The following is a 17,664-nucleotide window of genomic DNA, read 5'->3' as shown; positions in this document are numbered from 1 at the left end:
ATGTTGTAAACGGCAGTAATCAGTGATAATGAAATGCCGACTTTTCCGCTCATTACAGGTCCATGAAAATAATGCATTAGAGGCGTATAAATCTGAAATATAAAATATCCGCTTGAAAAGCTTAATGCATATTTAGAAAATAACGGAAGGATTTCTTTTTTCCAGCTATGTATAAAACCCTTCGATACAGTCAGTAAATAATGAAGAAGCTTCCGAAAGGTACCAAAAATCGAAAGAAATATTGAAGAAGAACTAATCAGCATAGCACAAGACAAAGCATATATGTTGCCATGCAAAACTAAGACAATAATAACTATAAAGGAATTAATAACTGCGACACGAAAGCGAATCTTCTGAACAACTTCTATTTTGTTTAATCCTTCAATAAAAGATAGAACAGAATTATTAAAAAATTGATTAAAGATCCTATAGAATAGATTATCCAAGGTAAAATATAGTCATGTAAAACACCATCGCGGACAAAAAAGATAATTCCAACAACAAATATACATGGAAAAACAATGCTGCAAATTGTAGAGAGCCATTTTATTATAAATCTGAAGAAACTTCCGAGTCTTTTGAGGTGTTCAGAATCGCCCGTTAAAACACCATTTTCATCAAAGGACAAAAAAGCAAACTCATGCGCTGAAAACTGTAGGATAATATTTGAAAAACCCAAATCAGCAAATGTTGATAGCGCGGAAATACTGCCAAATAAATACCAATATCCTTGCTGTTCCGCAGAAAGAAATAAAGGGATAAATAATATCGTTAAAGGCCCGGACAACAAACGCCAAAGATAATTAAATAATGTAAAAATCAAATCTCTGTGTGGTTGTATGATTTTCATGCCGTACTCTTAATCTGTAAAAAAACTTTCATTGACTCACTCAGTAAATCGTCTTTATTTTTTTTCATTAGCTTTCTTTTTCTGATCTGTAATTTTTTGATACTTCGGTAATATTATTTAAATTAAGCTATTTCATTTAGCATTATTTTTATTCCTTCAGTGTATTGTATCGACGGAACCCATCCTAAAGAAACCATTTTCTTATCATTAATAGTAATATCCATTAATTCTTTTTCATCATCTTCAACAGCGCCAAAATTAAGTACCGTTGAATTTTCAGGATACAATACTTTATATTGAGTAGCTAATTCAGATACAAAATCGCGGACAGTTACCGGATGACCCGTACCAATATCAATTTCTGTGAACCGGTCTAACTGATTCTTGTTCTGTAATATACATGAATAGGCGGAAACTACATCATTAACATGTACAAAATCTCTCAACTGTGTACCTTTTGTTAAATTAATAACACTTTTGTTTTCTTGAAGCTGTTTTAATACCCAAGGCACAAATTTCAGCTCATTATCATTAGATCCATACATATGTTGGAGTTTCATATTTATACATTGGATATCCGGTGACCGATTGATAAGCCATTCAACAAATTGCTTCTTTGATAAGCTATAAGCATTATAGTATTTCTCGTAAAAAGTATCGGTATTAATAAAATATTTCGAGCCATACATAACCGCAGCCTCAAGTAATTTTAATCCAGCGAGTACATTTGTTTCAAGAATAGTATATGTACTTTCACCACGCCGCCCATAACAAGAAGCTGTATGAATAACAATATCAATTACTTGTTTTTTGAATGGAGCCTCATACCCATCTAAATCAGCATTATAAAATTGTATTTTATCTGCAATGTCCTTTACACGCCATATATCTGAAGAACTCCGCTTTAAAATAATTATGTTATATCCTTCAGAAAATAAACTATGAGCCAGATGTGAACCTAAAAAACCTGTTCCGCCTGTAATAAGAATAGTTTCAGACATTGTTTCTAATTCCTGATTAAGATCGTTCTACCGGTTCTCTTATAACTTGAACCATCCGGTCTATCATTTCATTGTTCATACCCGGATAGACACCTATCCAGAAAGTATCATTCATAATTCTATCAGTATTCTGTAAGTTTCCAACAACCCTATATCCTGTACCCAAGTTGCGTAACTCATCGAAACAGGGATGTTTAATCAGATTCCCAGCAAACAACATTCTGGTTTGAATATTATTTTTCTCTATATGTTTTACCAGCTCATTTCTACTGAAACCATCTTTGCATGTAATGAGGAATCCGAACCAACTGGGATTTGAATTTGGCGCAGCTTCAGGAAGAATTAATTTATCCTGTAGATCTTTCAAGCCGTCATAAAGCCGCTGCCAATTATACCGGCGACGATCTACAAAAGAAGGGAATTTTTCTAACTGTGCACACCCAATTGCAGCCTGCATATCAGTTGCCTTGAGATTGTATCCAAAATGACTGTAAACATATTTATGATCGTAGCCTGCCGGCAGATCGCCATATTTCATGTCAAAGCGATGCCCGCAAAGATTATCTCTGCCTGAAGGACAGATACAATCCCTCCCCAGTCACGCATTGAGCGAATTATTTTATGGAGCAGTGAATCTGAAGTATATACAGCGCCACCCTCTCCCATAGTCATATGATGAGGCGGATAAAAACTTGAAGTTCCTATATCACCGACTGTACCGGTAAATTTTTCAATTCCATTAATACGGTATTGGGAACCAAGTGAATCACAATTATCCTCAATCAGCCATAAATTGTATTTATCACAAAATTTCTTTACTGCTTGCAGGTCAAACGGATTCCCCAAAGTATGCGCTATCATTACCGCTTTTGTTTTGGATGAATAAGCAGACTCAAGCATTGAAACATCAATATTATATTGTGGTATTGTTACATCAAGAAAAACTGGGACCGCACCAAACTGAAGTATAGGAGCTACTGTTGTAGGAAATCCGCAGGCAACTGTAATTACTTCATCACCGCGTTTTATAGCTCGCTCATTAAGCAGAGGAGAAGTCAACGCCATAAAAGCCAGTAAGTTTGCAGATGAACCAGAGTTGACCAAGGAACAATAAGGAACTCCAAGATAATTGGCAAAATGCTTTTCAAACTGGTCTGTATACCGCCCTGAAGTCAACCAAAATTCCAATGCGCTATCAACTAAATTTATCATTTCCTGCTCATTGAATACTCTGGATGCATAGGAAATACGACTACCATTTTCATAAGGTTGAGGTACCATAAAAGCCTGATAATACTCTGCAACACTTTGGAGAATATGTCTTTTTGATTCTTCTTTGTCTATTGATTCCGCCATATATCCACCTGAAAATTAGTTTATTTGTTTACAAAATGAAAAATATTCTGCTATTTGTTTATCGGTTATTTCTTCAGCGGGGTTGTTTTGCATTACAGTTTTGTTCCACTCAACGACTTTTTCAACTGCTCTCTTGATATTCCATACAGGATTCCAGCCTAATGCAGTTCTTGCTTTTGCACAGTCAAGTTTTAGAAAATTTGCTTCATGCGGACCTTCATTATCTAGCGCTACCCATGATGTTTCATTACCCCAGATGGAACAAAACAAATCTGCAAGTTGTCCGGTAGAAATACAACTTTCATCATGGGGTCCAAAGTTATATGAGCCGGCTAAATTGATATCTTCATATTGTTTTTTTGCTAAAAGCAAATATCCGTAAAGACATTCAAGCACATGTTGGTAGGGTCTTATAGAAAAAGGGTTTCGAACAATAATTTGGTTCCCAGAACTTACCGCACGAATGCAATCGGGAATTATTCTGTCGTCAGAATAATCTCCGCCGCCAATAACATTTCCGGAACGGGCTGTTGAAATTGCAGGAGCCCCATCATACATAAAAAAAGAATTTCTGTAGCTAGAAGTTACCAGTTCACTACATGACTTACTGTTTGAATACGGATCATAACCGCAGAGCGTTTCATTTTCCCGATACCCCCAGCACCATTCTTTATTTTCATAGACTTTATCAGTAGTGACATTAATAAAAGATCTGATACAAGGGATATCCCTCAAAACTTCAAGAACATTCACGGTTCCCATAATATTAGTTTCATAAGTCAGGACAGGTTCCTGATATGAAAGACGTACAAGAGGTTGGGCTGCTAAATGAAAAAGAACTTCTGGCTGAAAATTTCTTATGGTTTTTCTTAGTGAATCTTGATTACGGATATCACCTATGACAGAGTTCATATGTTTTTCAATACCGGTAAGAGTAAACAAGGAAGAGGACTTTGTCGGTTCAAGAGCATAACCGCATATGTCAGCACCGGACATCAGCAAAATACGACAGAGCCAGGCACCTTTGAATCCTGTATGTCCGGTTATAAAAACTTTTTTGCCCTTATAAAATGACAAATCAATCATTCCACACCTTCCATGGAGCATTTCCCTCATCCCATAATTTTTGGAGTTCTGACTTATCCCGTAATGTATCCATAGATTTCCAGAAACCTGTATGTTTAAATGATTGTAATTGTCTATCTCTGGCTAACTCTTCCAGAGGAGCATGCTCAAAAACAGTACTGTCGCCTTCAGTAAGATAATCAAATATCTCCGGCTGAAGTACAAAAAAACCGCCACTTACCCATGAACCATCTCCCTGGGGTTTTTCAAAAAATGATTCAATACTTGCATCTTCAGCCAATTCGAGTGAACCAAATTTACCGGATGGTTGAACTGCCGTTAATGTTGCCAATTTACCTTTTGAATTATGATATTCGATAAGTTGATGAATATTTATGTTTGCGACACCATCTCCATATGTCAGCATAAAAGGTTCATTGCCAATATAATTCTGAATCCGTTTGATTCTTCCTCCGGTCATCGTATTCAAACCTGTATCAACCAAAGTAATCTTCCATGGCTCTGAATATGAATTATGGTATTGAACTTCATTTGAAAATAAATCAATTGTCATATCTGCCGCATGCATATAATAATGGTAGAAATAATCTTTTATATAGTACGATTTATATCCACAGCAAACAACAAAATCGGTAAACCCGTAATGAGAATATATTTTCATTATATGCCAAAGAATTGGCTGCCCACCAATTTCAACCATCGGTTTAGGGCGTAAATCAGTTTCCTCAGAAAGTCGGGTTCCATAACCTCCAGCTAAAAGCACTACTTTCATTGCGCATACTCCAATTTTTTCTTCCTCAATTTATAGCATAAAGCTATTTATCAGTCCTGTAATTCATTTGTACCTGGTTTTTAATTTCTCTGCTTCTTATTTTAAACTTTATCACAATAAGACTAAGTACTGTCCCCACAACCGCCCCAATTGTATCGGCGAGCCAGTCCCAGATATTACAGTCCCTGCCGGGAACAAAATATTGATGAATCTCATCAACCGCGCCGTATGCGGACGTTATCCCGATAATTATTATTATTGTCCGCAAAGAATGCTGTTTCCACTGTCCGGCAGGAAACCAGAATGATATCGATACAGCGAGTACGGCAAAAGCTATTATATGCTGTATCTTATCGATTCCTAATATGCCCTTCGGCTGGGGAAGCGTACTCTGTGACGAAAGAAACCAGATTGCAGCTATAACAATAAGGGCGGGAATTTTAGCTATAATTTTAAAGATCCTGTTTTCAAACACGCTGTGAATAATTTTTCTCCACCCATTTTTTATATTCTCCGCTTCTTATCCTGTCTACCCATTCTGAATTGGACAGATACCAGTCGACGGTTTTATTTAACCCGGCTTCAAATGAAACGCTTTGTTTCCAGCCGAGATCGCATTTTACTCTGCTGCAGTCAATTGCATAGCGCCTGTCGTGTCCGGGACGGTCCCGGACAAAGGTTATGGTTCCGCGGATTTTTTCCGCGTCAATTCCTGTCTTCTTTGATACAATAGCAATCAGTTCATAAAGCAGTGCTATATTCTCCCATTCATTTTCACCGCCGATATTATACCTTTCGCCGTTCCGGCCGTTTTTCAGTATTGCCCACACGGCGGAATTATGGTCTTCCACATAGAGCCAGTCGCGGATATTTTTTCCATCGCCGTATACCGGCAGAGGCTTGCCTTCCAGCATATTCAGAATCATCAGGGGAATAAGTTTTTCAGGAAACTGGTACGGGCCGTAATTATTTGAACAGTTGGAGATCGTTACCGGTAATCCGTACGTATGATAATATGCGGAAACCAGATGGTCGCTTGAAGCCTTGCTGGAGGAATAGGGAGACCGGGGGTCATAGGCCGTTGTCTCGGTAAAATAACCGGACTCACCGAGAGAACCGTATACCTCATCGGTACTGATATGATGGAATAATACATCATCACGCATTGTGCCGCCGGAATTTTTCCATATATTCCGGGCAATATCAAGCAGGGTAAAAGTCCCCATAACATTGGTTACTATAAAAGCTTCCGGACCATGTATGGAACGGTCAACATGACTTTCGGCCGCGAAATGTACTACGGTATCAATATTGTATTTTCTGAATAATGATTCGACCAGCGGTCGGTCGCATATATCACCGTGTTCAAAAAAATATCTGGTATTTCCGAATTCGGATTCGATATCAGACAGACTTTCCGGATTACCCGCGTAGGTAAGGGCATCAAGATTAATAATACGGCCGGTAAAATCGGATGTTTTTTTCAGCATGACCCGGATAAAATTGCATCCAATAAAACCGCATCCGCCGGTTACCAGAATATTTTTCAGACTTCGCATAATTTTAAAAACTCTCCGAGGCTGGTATCCCATGCCGTAAGATTAATGCCCAATGTTTTTTTATCTTTTCTTTATCCAGTACTGAATAGGCAGGCCTGCGGACTTTCGAAGGAAACGCTTCGCTGGAACAGGGGTTAATAATACAATCATCAGTCAAAAGTCCGGTTGTCCTGCCCTGCCGGTATATTTCCAGAGCAAAGTCGTACCATGAAATAATTCCGTCATTTGTAAAATGATAAATACCATATGGTACAGGATCAGTTTCATCTGTTCTTTTTATCAGCATGAAAACTATCTCCGCAAGATCGTGGGCCCAGGTTGGAGTACCAATCTGATCATTGACCACGGAAATACTGTTTTTCGTCCGCATAAGTTTCAGCATGGTATATACAAAATTATTGCCATGCACACCATACAGCCAGGCCGTCCTGATTATGTAGGAGGCGTTATTGTTTTTGAGGATGTTTATTTCTCCATCCCGTTTTGTAAGTCCATAAACGCCAATGGGATCGGTCGGGTCATCTTCTTTATACGGATGGTCATTCTTTCCGTTAAACACATAATCCGTGGAAAAATGAATCAGTCTGGCCCCTGTTTTATCCGCAAGATACGCAATATTTGAGGGGCCTTCATCATTCAGTTTTCTGCAGAGTACAGCATCATCTTCCGCCATATCGACAGCGGTATAGGCTGCGCAATTTATTATCCATGAAATGGGCTGTATTTCTTTTTGGGTTTGAGCAAAGGATTCCAAGGCATTCAGGTCGGTGATATCGATTTCCCTGTCTGTTCCGATAAACGGAATGCCGTTTTTTTCAAACACACCGGCGATTTCAGAACCCAGCATTCCCCTGTTTCCGATGAGCCAGATCATTCCGCAAATCCCGGCAGATTTCTGTCTTTTTCGGAAAGAACATATTCCGTTCCCAGATCGGGCCAGTCGATTCCGATTGAGGGATCATTCCATACAATTCCGCCCTCATCATCGGGATAATAAAAATCAGTGCATTTATATGAAAAAACCGCGCTTTCGGATAAAACCAAAAAACCGTGGGCAAAGCCCTCGGGAATATAAAACTGGTTTTGTCTTTTATCATCGAGAATAACCGAATGCCATTTACCGTAAGTAAGTGAGCCTTGCCGGATATCGACAGCCACGTCAAAAACAGTACCTTCAATAACGCGGACCAGTTTTCCCTGCGGGTGTGTTTTCTGAAAATGAAGTCCCCGGAGAATTCCTCTGGATGAACGCGACTGATTATCCTGCACAAAATGCATGGTAAGTCCAGCGGAAAAAAAATCACGTTCGGAATAGGATTCAAAAAAACAGCCTCTGCGGTCCTCATAGACTTTGGGAAAAATCTCATAGAGACCGTTTATGGAACAGGCATTAAAACTGAAAGACATGATCTATATATTCCCCGCAATAAATTTCAGGTATTCGCCGTATGCTGTTGTATATCCGGATGCGAGATCAAGCAAGTCAGTCCTGGTTAACCAGCCATTGAGATATGCAATTTCTTCTATGCAGGAAATATACATGCCCTGGCGTTTTTGCACAGTTTCAATAAAATTGGCGGCTTCAAGCAGGCTTTCACAGGTTCCGGTATCAAGCCAGGCCATTCCCCGGCCCAGAACTTCAACAGACAGCTTTCTCTGTCCAAGGTAGCTATTGTTGATATCAGTTATTTCAATTTCACCCCGGGCCGAAGGCTGAATATTTTTGCTATATCGACTACCCTGTTATCATAAAAATACAGACCAGGGACCGCATAATGGGATTTTGGACTGACAGGCTTTTCTTCAATAGAGAGAGCCCTTCCGTCAGAATCAAATTCAACGACGCCGTACGCAGACGGGTCCTTAACATAATATCCGAAGATGGAACCGCCGCCCTCTCTATTCACGCGGCTTACCGCATTTTTCAGGGTCTGGCTGAAGCCCCTTCCGTAAAATACATTATCGCCGAGGACCAGAGCGCAGGAATCATTTCCGATAAATGACTCTCCGATAATAAAGGCATCGGCAAGTCCCCGGGGTGTTTCCTGCACAGCATATTCAAACCTCATTCCCAGCCACTCGCCTGAACCAAAAAGTTCCTTAAACAGGCCTATATCCCGAGGAGAAGAAATGATGAGAATGTCCCTTATGTCCGCAAGCATTAAAACCGAAAGCGGATAATAAATCATCGGTTTGTCATACAGGGGAAGAATTTGTTTGGAAACAGCCTTTGTTATAGGATACAGTCTTGTGCCAGCGCCGCCGGCAAGTATGATTCCTTTCATTGTTATACCTGTTTATTTCGGTTCACGCGGAGAGTCTTGTACTAAAAGAGATTTTACCGGCGGAAAAGCTGCATGCCGGTTTTTCAGGGTATACAAAACCGTTTTACCCGGTAAAGCGTCAGTCTTCCTGCGGAGGGTTCTGGCCCTGTTTTACCTGCAAAACTCTTGCCCCGATCTGGTTCCCGTCTATATTAAAGGTAAGCGTATAGGTCCCCTCTCTTGGAAAAGGCGCTCCCATAATCATGGGGTTAATTCAACAACATCCTCAGGAGTTGCCGCATTCAGCTCGCCATTTATGGGGAGAATAACCTGCATTGTATCATCGTGGACCAGATTTATGGAAAAGGTATGCTTTCCCGTCAAATTGGTTACGGCAGCATAAATTGACCAGGGTGGGAAAACAACAGGAAAAGCCTTTGCGCTGAAAACACTGAATGTGCCTATTATACCTTTTTTCCCGTTATTTTCAGTAATTATTCTGTCCGCAAAAAGAAGTCCTACAAGAACCGGTTCAGCCATATTATCTCCTTTAAATAAACCCACTCTGCGGTCTTTTTTTGCAAAAAAAGAAAACAGAGGAATATCTGACCAGAAAACATTACTGCTATGCCGCCGGAACAGGCTATAACCAATGTTATCTTTATGTAAACATTGTCATTTTATCTTATAATTTGCAGAAATACAATAGATATGTGAACAGGGACTTTTCAGGGTTGCTGCATCTTGTTTTCTTTGTTTTTTTGCTCAATAATGTACATTATGCCTGTTTTATTCCAGATTTTGGCGCTTTTTATACTGATGGGGGTCGGTTTTGTGACCGGGAAGCTCAGGATTCTCGACCAGGGAACGACGAAGGGACTGAGCCGCCTGATAATAAAAACAAGCCTGCCCGCCCTTATTTTCATGTCTTTTCAAAAGCCTTTTTCACGTGAACTGTTCGGCGAAGCAATGGCCACACTGCTTACGTCAGGGCTTTTTTATGCAGGAATTATACTTCTGTCTCTGGCCGCAGTAAAACTTCTGCGGGTCAGCAAAGAACAGTCAGGAGTTTATGCCTTTACCCTCAGTTTTTCAAATGCCGCTTTTATCGGATTTCCTGTTGTAACATCAATTCTGGGTGAAGAAGCCCTCTTTCTTACAGCCATTCATAATATATTCTTTAATCTTTTGGCTTTTTCAATCGGAATTATTATAATAGGGAAAGGCATCGGTCAGGAGCCGCAAAAACATTCTTTCCGGGCCCTTATTGGTAAGGCGCTTAACATTAATGTTTTTGCTTCGATTGCCGGTTTTATTCTGTTTATATTTTCGGTTTATATTCCGCCTTTTATTGCAATGCCGCTCAATATGCTGGGCAGTATTACTACACCGCTTGCCATGATTGTTACCGGCGCAATCCTCAGCGAGGCAAAACTCGCGCCCATACTTAAGAACTGGCGGATGTATATAGTCAGTATTCTGCGCCTTGTTGTGTGGCCTTTTCTGACTGCGGTAATTCTCAGACTCTGCAATGTAAGCGGTGACCCCTTTTATATCACGGTTATCATAGCAGGAATGCCAGCGGCGTCAAACGCCAGTCTGCTGGCTGCGGTATACGGCGGGGACGCCGAAAGCGCGTCCGCTATTGTATGTATGACTACCCTGCTCTCTGTGGTAACGATTCCGGTTCTGGCAATGATTCTGTAAGGCCATTACCCCGCGGAAAGACGTTCCAGTTTTTCACGGATAAATTCGCTTTTTTCCTTTAAGCCTATTTTTCCCGTTTCAAGGATGAGAACATTCGGATGGAGAGGGTCAAGTTTAACCCGGCCCGCTGATTCCTGCATCATACGCAAAAGCCTGTCCACCGATACCTTTGCGACCTTTGAAAACTCGACCCGGACGCTGCCCTGCTTTTCATTAAGACTCGAGATTGAAAGATTGCGGCAAATAATTCTTATTTCCGCAAGAGCAAGGAGGCTGTGCAATTCCTCAGGAATAGGCCCGAACCGGTCGAGCAGTTCAAGGTATACACTGTCAAGTTCATCCTGAGTCGAAATTGCGGCTATTTTCTTATACACTTCCATCTTGGTCTGGGCAACCGGTATATAGGAATCCGGAATAAATCCGGTATACTCAAGTTCAAGCCATACCTCAGCTTCAGCCACATAGTCGGAATCCTGAAGCTTTTGAATTGCTTCTTCAAGAAGGCGCAGGTACAGATCAAAGCCGACTGAATAAATGTCGCCGGACTGTTCCTTGCCAAGCAGATTTCCCGCTCCGCGGATTTCCATGTCTTTCATTGCGATTTTAAAACCTGAACCGAGTTCAGTAAAATCGGAAATAACCTGCAGGCGCTTTATGGCTATTTCGGAAAGGGATCTGTCTTCCGGATAAAAGAGATAGGCATAGGCTTTTCTGTAGGAGCGCCCTACCCGTCCCCTGAGCTGATATAACTGGGAGACTCCATACATGTTTGCTCGGTCAATAATAATAGTATTTACATTTGGAATATCTATACCGTTTTCTATAATTGTCGTTGCAATGAGAACATGGAAACCGCCCATTTTGAAGCGGTGAAATATATCCTCCAGATGAGAGGAAGACATTTGGCCGTGCGCCGAATCGATCAGCATTTCGGGAACCAGCTTTTCCAGCATTATCCGTGTTTCGGTAAGTGTTTCGACCCGGTTGTGCAGATAAAAAACCTGCCCGCCCCGTTCAACCTCAAATCGGATCGCCTCCGCGATCCGTTCCGGGCTGAACTCGCCGATAATAGTTTCTATGGGATGACGGTTTTGGGGCGGAGTCGTTAAAAGACTCATATCACGGATTTTGAGCAGACTCATGTGAAGGGTCCGGGGTATGGGTGTCGCGCTCAATGCCAGGCTGTCAATATTTGTCCGCATTTCCTTGAGCCGTTCCTTGTCCTTGACCCCAAAACGCTGTTCCTCGTCGACAATCATAAGCCCCAGATTTTTAAACCGGACATCCTTCTGGATTATCCTGTGCGTTCCTATCAGAATATCGATTTCGCCGTTTGACAGCCGCTCAAGTATTTTTTTCTGTTCTCCCGGTGAAATAAAACGGGATAACTGCGCAATCCGGACGGGAAATTTTTCAAAACGCTCAATACAGGTTTCATAATGCTGCTCAGCAAGAATAGTGGTCGGAGCAAGAAAGGCAACCTGTTTCCCTCCCATAACAGCCTTAAAGGCGGCGCGCATGGCAACTTCGGTTTTTCCGTAACCGACATCACCGCATATCAGCCGGTCCATGGGAACCGGTCTCTCCATATCGGCTTTTATTTCCTTGATTACTGTCAGCTGATCCTCTGTTTCTTCGTAGGGAAAAGCGGCCTCAAAAGCGATCTGCCATTCCGTATCCTTCGGAAAGGCAAAACCCCGGGAAGCTTTCCGGTGTGAATACAGATCAATCAGCCTCTGCGCAATATCCTCGACCGACTTTTTTACCCTGTTTTTCCTGTTTTCCCAGGATTTTGATCCCAGCCGGTCAAGACGGGGATTTTCACCTTCATTGCCGATATACCGCTGGATGAGATTGACCTGTTCAATCGGAATAAAAACAGTTTCATTATCCGCGTATTCAAGTTTAATGTAATCGCGTTCATTTCCGAGGGCGCGGACCCGTTCAATCCCCTTAAACTGGCCAATACCATAATTGACATGTACGACATAGTCCTCGGGATTCAGTTCCACAAAAGTATCTATTACGGAACTTTTTGCATGCTTTACCGATTTCGGGATATGTCTGCGCCGTCCGAAAATTTCATTTTCCTGTATTACGAGAATTTTCAGATCGGGAATTCCAAACCCGGAAGACAGATTGAGAGGAATAACAGTAACGGTAAAATCCTTGAGAATTTCCCGTATTCTCAGGGCCTGATGCTCGCTTTCGGCAAAAATATAAATGCGCCAGTCATCACTGATAAGATTTTCAAGTTCTTCTTTCAGATATGTGATATTTCCGAAAAAACTCCTGGGAGGATCGCAGGAGAGCCTCAGATAACTGACACCGGCGCCGGATTCTTTATGAATTGTCCTGAAAAGCAGACTTTTTGTGTATGAAGCGCAGAGTTTTCTGAAATCAAGGAGAATACGCTGCGGCTCCGGAACCTCAAAGGAAGGGAGGGTATTTTTCCCGCCGTATTGATCCGGATTGAGACTGTCCCGGCCCGCGGCGCCGCGGGCTTTTCTGTAGAGTCCAAGATACTCCCGCTCGATGGTTTCCTGGGCATTTTCCAGACGGTCATAATCAAAATAAAAAACAGCGGGATCAAAGACCGATTCATTATTATAATTGGAAATATAATCAAGGACCGAATAATGTCTGCTGAAAGCAAGCGGGAAAAACATTTCCTCACCCTCAAAGGTTCCCTGATCAGTAAGCCGGCCAGCTATTTCCTGCGGCGAGTTTCCGAATTCCGGCAGTGAAGCCAGTTTGCCGGAAAGGTGGGCTATATTAGTCTGATCCCACACAACTTCCTTTGCCGGATACAGGACAACTTCATCAAGGGTTTCCACAGAACTCTGGTCTGCCGTATTAAACAGTTTTATCTGTTCTACTTTTGTGAAATCAAAAACAATTCGGTGGGCATACATCTCGCCGGGAAGGAATACGTCGAGGACCTCCCCGCGCAGGGCAAATTCCCCCCGGACCGTAACCCGGGGAACCCGGGTATATCCGTATAATGCCAGCTTTTCGGCAAGAGCCGCGGAATCAAAATCATCGCCTTTGGAAAGATGGAAAAGCAGTGACCGGAAGTAATCGGGAGGAGGAACAGGAGTAAGAAAGGCCCGCTGAGTCATTACCAGGATATGCGGTTTTTCATTCTGGCTTTTTATTGGCATGCAAAGTTCCGCTAGACGGGCCGCTCGCTGTCCGAATACCACAGCCCCCGGCGGAACGGGTCTGTACGCTATAGTCCCCCACCACGGAAAAATATCAAAATCAAGGCCGGTCAGGTCCAAATCCTGGGACAGGCTCTCAATTTCCTTTTCCGTGGGAACAATGATAACTACCAGGCCGGGAAAAGTATCCGTATATTCGGAAAGAAAAAAACCGTGCAGTCCGCCCTGAACACCTTCAATTTCATAGGGCCATTTCTGTTCATTTAATTCTGAAAGAACCGCAGACATTGATGACCAGTTATGTATCGCTTTCTTAAGTACGCTGACATCCATATTCTGTTATCATATCATTAAATCGCAGTTTACAAAAGAAGTCTGAACTTTTTATAAGTCCGGCTGGTTTTGGTAAAAACCTGGGAAAACCGGGACAATATGCTGATTTTCATATAAAATTACGGCCGTTTTTCAAAAATCCGGCATTGTGAACAGCTCTGTTATTTTGTGTCTAATGGATAGAATAAAAAAAACCGATAAGATGAAAAGGGAAAAGTATATCAAGCATTCCTGAAAATACGGAAACTGTCAGATTTTCCCGAAAACATACCTTTTTATGGAGTATAAAACCGGTGAAAAAACTTTTTTTCATTTTATTATGTATTTTTATAGAAACAGGCGTTATTTTCTCAACTACCGGTACAGACACGGATTTTGCCTTGGGAGCTGATGTTTCAATACAATTCTATAACCAGAGTATTTATTACCCCGGCGATTCTTCATCCGAGCCTATTTATATCCAGCTGACAATATCAAATAACGGGACCGAACCGGTCAGATTTAAAATAGCTGACGATCATTTCTTCAGTATTGACTTTTCCGCGGTGAACACGCGTAACCGCGCGTTGGACCATACGGAATTCTGGGTAAGAAAGCGGACAACAAGCAGTCATATTTATTTCCGCGAACTCAGCGTCGAACCGGGGGAATCATATTCCGTCATTGAAAATCTGAAAGATTATGTTTCCATAACTCAGCCCGGTATATATCTTATTGAATGCGAATTTTTTCCTGAACTCAAAAGAAACATAACAGGCGAAAGCTATGTTACATCAAACAAATTAACGCTGGAAGTAAAACCGTCGCCGGGACCTGCTGCCGTACGGATTCTTCCCCTGTCATCAGCTGACCGGAGTATTCTGCAGGCCCAGTCCATTCCGCCTGACCAGGTTATTGATTATATCCTGAGCGCGCGGCAAAAAAGCCAGTGGGACCAGTTTTTCCTGTATCTCGATCTGGAACAGATGCTTTCCCGCGATCCGGTTAAGGGACGCAAATTCAGGAATGAATCAGAAGCCGGTCGCCTGCAGATGATTGAAAACTATAAAACCGAATTGTCCCAGGCAACGGTCGACAGGGATATATCGACCATTCCCGTTGATTACACGATTGAACGGACAACATATACCGATACGAAAGGAACAGTTACCGTTATCCAGTGGTTTGACTACCGCACATTCCGCGAGAGAAAAAGATATACCTATTATCTCGGCCTGAAAGATGATATATGGCGCGTATACGATTATACGGTTGATAATCTGGGGACAGAATAGGAATTCCGGCAGAGAATGAAGGCGCTTGTTGTAACAGAAAATCAAAACAGAGACTGTATGCCGAAAAAAGGCGCGTTAGCTGATTTTGATTTTGTGCTGTATCATTCTCCAATTAAGGCCCTTGATAACATAAAAGAAATTATGCCCGATATTGTTTTTATCAATGCAGTGGATTTTCCCCGGCACTGGAAAACCCTGACGCAATTTATCCGCAGTTATGTTGATAAGGAAAAAACAGTAATAATTCTTTTTGTTAACAACCGCTTCACTATTGAAGAGGCCGATAAGGCTCTGCATATCGGTGTGCAGGCAATTATTAACAGTGATCTGCATAACAGGCCGGACAGGCTTGAAAAAATCATCCGGCGGTACAGGAAGGCAGAAACAGTATCAGACGCTATTTTTCCGGAACGCCGGAAGCTTCCGGTCTGGTTGCTTTTTACCAGTCCTGACTCCGGGATCATTATTACAGGTACAATCATACAAATCAAAAATGACATTATTTTTTTCAGACCCGACACTCCCTCTCTGACGCACAGCCTTGCAAAGGGAACGGTTCTTAATCAATGCAGCCTTAAGGTTGGTGACAAAACTTTTTCGCCGGAATGCAGAGTTGTCGAAAACACCCATTATCTTCAGCTTGAATTGTCTGAGATGGATAATAGCATACGTGATGAAATACGCAAACTCACCGCTGCAGAAGAATAAGAATTATCACTGCCGCAAGCATCAAGCCTGAAAGCACATAAATCCACCACGGCAGAGGTTCGGCCTCGGAAGCGGTACGTTGTTTTTTTTCCTCGCACGGACTGCCCCGCGTTTATCTTCCTCTCCGCCTCCAAAGGCATAGCCGCATTTCGGACATCCTCTGGTGAACATACGGGAATTTCCGGACAGCCCGCATTTTGGGCATTTTACCGATGAGAAAAACCGGCCGCAGTGACTGCAGATTTTATCATTCTGTTTTACCTCATTGCCGCAGGATTCACAGAAAAATTTGGCACGCTTTTCCACTGCTACTTACTGGCGCAGGCGGAACAATCAGCTGGTTTACTTGAAGGGGCGGTTTCTTTTTTTTCCGCGGGCCGGGAATCATTTACGTAAAATCCTGAACCTTTAAAACTGATTCCTATTCCGCCCGATAATACCCGCCTTACGTTCTCGCCGCACTTCGGACAGACTTTTACCGGTTCATCTGACATTTTCTGAAATACTTCAAAATTGTTATTGCATGAATCGCATGCATATTCATATGTTGGCATAACGGTGTCCCCATAAATACATTATAGTATTTTTGTTTATAATTAGTGTTTCGGCATTTTGACCGTTTTATAAATACATAAAGATAACATCACAACAATTATTATGTTACTGGTTTATCTCTGTCTTAAAAATACAAAAAATCAAACATTCCGGCAAGATACTCAGTCGGAACATATATACCGGTTACCGACACGACTGTTCCATCGGAAGATACAGGCCGGTCAAACGCAATCCTGAGCATGGCGGTGACAGCGCGGACCATCCGGGCATCAGGTACACCAAAAAATAATGACAGCATATACCCTCCTTCCGGCAGAATATTTTTTCCGGCATACATCTCAATATAGCTGACCGGCAAAGTAAGAGGCATGGCAAATACCGAAGAAGCCCAGACAGCAGGATCTTTAACGTACAAACCTATTTTTGCATCCGATGGGTTTTCCGCGTAGGCAGTAAATCCGGGCGGCAGATTATCCGGCGCCGCTGCAAAAGGGTTTTTCAAATTTACAAGCATTTGCTGTATATTCTGCGCGGTTGAAATACATACTATATTGTCATACGGCAATGCCGTCTCAAGTACGCCGGCCTGATACCAGGTCCCGGATTCCTTTGTTTTATTTTTAATCCATCCCTTTCTTGAAGGAAAAATCATGGACGCGGCTGCCTTCGGAAAGGCTCCGCGCATAAAAACCCGAAAATCGGGAAAACCGTCAGTATCTTCTTCCTGGAAAACCCCCGCATACAGAATTTCCGCCCGATTCAGAAATACATCGGTGTTCCCGGCAAACGAATCATTCCTATTTAAAACAATTTCACATAGCTCGCGGTTTTGGCTGACAGGAAGCACAAGATAGGCAAGCGCATCTGTTCCTAAAACTGAAAGAGGGTTTATTTGCTCCGGAGGCCGCTGCCCGGCGCAGCCGGTAAAAAGAAACAGCATAATCGCGAAAACAAAAAATAAACCGCCGGTTTATATCCTTTACGCCTTTTCTGACTGTCATTCATAAGTGTTCTTCCATTCGGAAACGATGCCCC

18 protein-coding genes and 1 pseudogene are annotated in these 17,664 nt (G+C 42.1%); 3 read left to right on the top strand and 16 right to left on the bottom strand.

The features are described 5' to 3' along the window. Positions 1-373: 373 nt before the first annotated feature. From K7I13_RS00545 to K7I13_RS00490, 12 genes and pseudogenes are all read right to left on the bottom strand, one after another. Positions 374-850, bottom strand: coding sequence for a hypothetical protein (locus tag K7I13_RS00545; RefSeq protein ID WP_255947162.1), 477 nt, complete (start codon positions 848-850; stop codon positions 374-376). 122 nt (positions 851-972) lie between these two features. After that, positions 973-1,851: an NAD-dependent epimerase/dehydratase family protein gene (locus K7I13_RS00540; RefSeq protein ID WP_255947160.1), complete on the bottom strand. Its 879-nt coding sequence runs from the start codon at positions 1,849-1,851 to the stop codon at positions 973-975. A 16-nt stretch (positions 1,852-1,867) separates the two neighbouring features. After that, the gene (locus K7I13_RS00535) at positions 1,868-2,389 is read right to left on the bottom strand and encodes a DegT/DnrJ/EryC1/StrS family aminotransferase (protein WP_255947159.1); all 522 of its coding nucleotides are present in this window, start codon (positions 2,387-2,389) and stop codon (positions 1,868-1,870) included. Beyond that, on the bottom strand, positions 2,386-3,207 hold the full coding sequence (locus K7I13_RS00530) for a DegT/DnrJ/EryC1/StrS family aminotransferase (protein ID WP_255947158.1): 822 nt from the start codon (positions 3,205-3,207) through the stop codon (positions 2,386-2,388). Before K7I13_RS00530 ends, K7I13_RS00535 begins: the two co-directional genes overlap by 4 nt. A 15-nt stretch (positions 3,208-3,222) precedes the next feature. Continuing rightward, positions 3,223-4,293 carry a CDP-glucose 4,6-dehydratase gene (rfbG, locus tag K7I13_RS00525; RefSeq protein WP_255947157.1) on the bottom strand — a complete coding sequence of 357 codons (1,071 nt, stop codon included), beginning with the start codon at positions 4,291-4,293 and terminating at the stop codon, positions 3,223-3,225. Then, positions 4,286-5,065 carry a glucose-1-phosphate cytidylyltransferase gene (gene rfbF, locus K7I13_RS00520; protein WP_255947156.1) on the bottom strand — a complete coding sequence of 260 codons (780 nt, stop codon included), beginning with the start codon at positions 5,063-5,065 and terminating at the stop codon, positions 4,286-4,288. Before rfbF ends, rfbG begins: the two co-directional genes overlap by 8 nt. A 43-nt stretch (positions 5,066-5,108) precedes the next feature. Further along, entirely contained in the window at positions 5,109-5,540 is a 432-nt protein-coding gene (locus K7I13_RS00515; protein WP_255947154.1) for a VanZ family protein, read from the bottom strand. Then, positions 5,533-6,624 (bottom strand): dTDP-glucose 4,6-dehydratase, encoded by a 1,092-nt coding sequence (rfbB, locus tag K7I13_RS00510; RefSeq protein WP_255947152.1) that lies wholly within the window; start codon positions 6,622-6,624, stop codon positions 5,533-5,535. The genes K7I13_RS00515 and rfbB overlap by 8 nt, the downstream gene beginning before the upstream one ends. Before the next feature lie 4 nt (positions 6,625-6,628). Continuing rightward, positions 6,629-7,498, bottom strand: coding sequence for a dTDP-4-dehydrorhamnose reductase (gene rfbD, locus K7I13_RS00505; protein WP_255947151.1), 870 nt, complete (start codon positions 7,496-7,498; stop codon positions 6,629-6,631). Then, a complete protein-coding gene (gene rfbC / locus K7I13_RS00500) occupies positions 7,495-8,031 on the bottom strand; it encodes a dTDP-4-dehydrorhamnose 3,5-epimerase (RefSeq protein ID WP_255947150.1) in 537 nt (178 codons plus the stop codon). Before rfbC ends, rfbD begins: the two co-directional genes overlap by 4 nt. Before the next feature lie 3 nt (positions 8,032-8,034). After that, positions 8,035-8,909 (bottom strand): annotated as a pseudogene (gene rfbA, locus K7I13_RS00495) (glucose-1-phosphate thymidylyltransferase RfbA). Between the two features lie 240 nt (positions 8,910-9,149). Continuing rightward, a complete protein-coding gene (locus K7I13_RS00490; protein ID WP_255947149.1) occupies positions 9,150-9,428 on the bottom strand; it encodes a DUF6941 family protein in 279 nt (92 codons plus the stop codon). 240 nt (positions 9,429-9,668) lie between these two features. Between K7I13_RS00490 and K7I13_RS00485 the strand changes: the two genes are divergently transcribed. Then, positions 9,669-10,595, top strand: coding sequence for an AEC family transporter (locus K7I13_RS00485; protein WP_255947147.1), 927 nt, complete (start codon positions 9,669-9,671; stop codon positions 10,593-10,595). 5 nt (positions 10,596-10,600) lie between these two features. Here K7I13_RS00485 and mfd read toward each other — a convergent pair whose 3' ends face one another. Beyond that, positions 10,601-14,092: a transcription-repair coupling factor gene (mfd, locus tag K7I13_RS00480; RefSeq protein WP_255947146.1), complete on the bottom strand. Its 3,492-nt coding sequence runs from the start codon at positions 14,090-14,092 to the stop codon at positions 10,601-10,603. A 293-nt stretch (positions 14,093-14,385) separates the two neighbouring features. On the opposite strand from mfd, the gene K7I13_RS00475 reads away from it, so the two are divergent. Then, the gene (locus tag K7I13_RS00475; RefSeq protein ID WP_255947145.1) at positions 14,386-15,366 is read left to right on the top strand and encodes a hypothetical protein; all 981 of its coding nucleotides are present in this window, start codon (positions 14,386-14,388) and stop codon (positions 15,364-15,366) included. A gap of 57 nt (positions 15,367-15,423) precedes the next feature. Next, positions 15,424-16,074, top strand: a complete 651-nt coding sequence (locus K7I13_RS00470; protein ID WP_255947144.1) for a PilZ domain-containing protein — start codon at positions 15,424-15,426, stop codon at positions 16,072-16,074. Between the two features lie 21 nt (positions 16,075-16,095). On the opposite strand, the gene K7I13_RS15530 is transcribed toward K7I13_RS00470, so the two are convergent. The 3 genes from K7I13_RS15530 to K7I13_RS00460 form a co-directional block, all read right to left on the bottom strand. Next, positions 16,096-16,380, bottom strand: coding sequence for a double zinc ribbon domain-containing protein (locus K7I13_RS15530; protein WP_369413689.1), 285 nt, complete (start codon positions 16,378-16,380; stop codon positions 16,096-16,098). 2 nt (positions 16,381-16,382) lie between these two features. Continuing rightward, positions 16,383-16,628, bottom strand: a complete 246-nt coding sequence (locus K7I13_RS00465) for an FmdB family zinc ribbon protein (protein ID WP_255947143.1) — start codon at positions 16,626-16,628, stop codon at positions 16,383-16,385. Positions 16,629-16,753: 125 nt separating this feature from the next. Then, on the bottom strand, positions 16,754-17,569 hold the full coding sequence (locus K7I13_RS00460; protein ID WP_255947142.1) for a TP0453 family lipoprotein: 816 nt from the start codon (positions 17,567-17,569) through the stop codon (positions 16,754-16,756). Positions 17,570-17,664: the final 95 nt, after the last annotated feature.

The sequence above is a fragment of the Brucepastera parasyntrophica genome (assembly GCF_022376835.1).
Lineage (GTDB): Bacteria > Spirochaetota > Spirochaetia > Treponematales > Treponemataceae > Brucepastera > Brucepastera parasyntrophica.
Note: the sequence above shows the minus strand (reverse complement) of the source record. Positions and strands in the feature narration are given on the sequence as shown.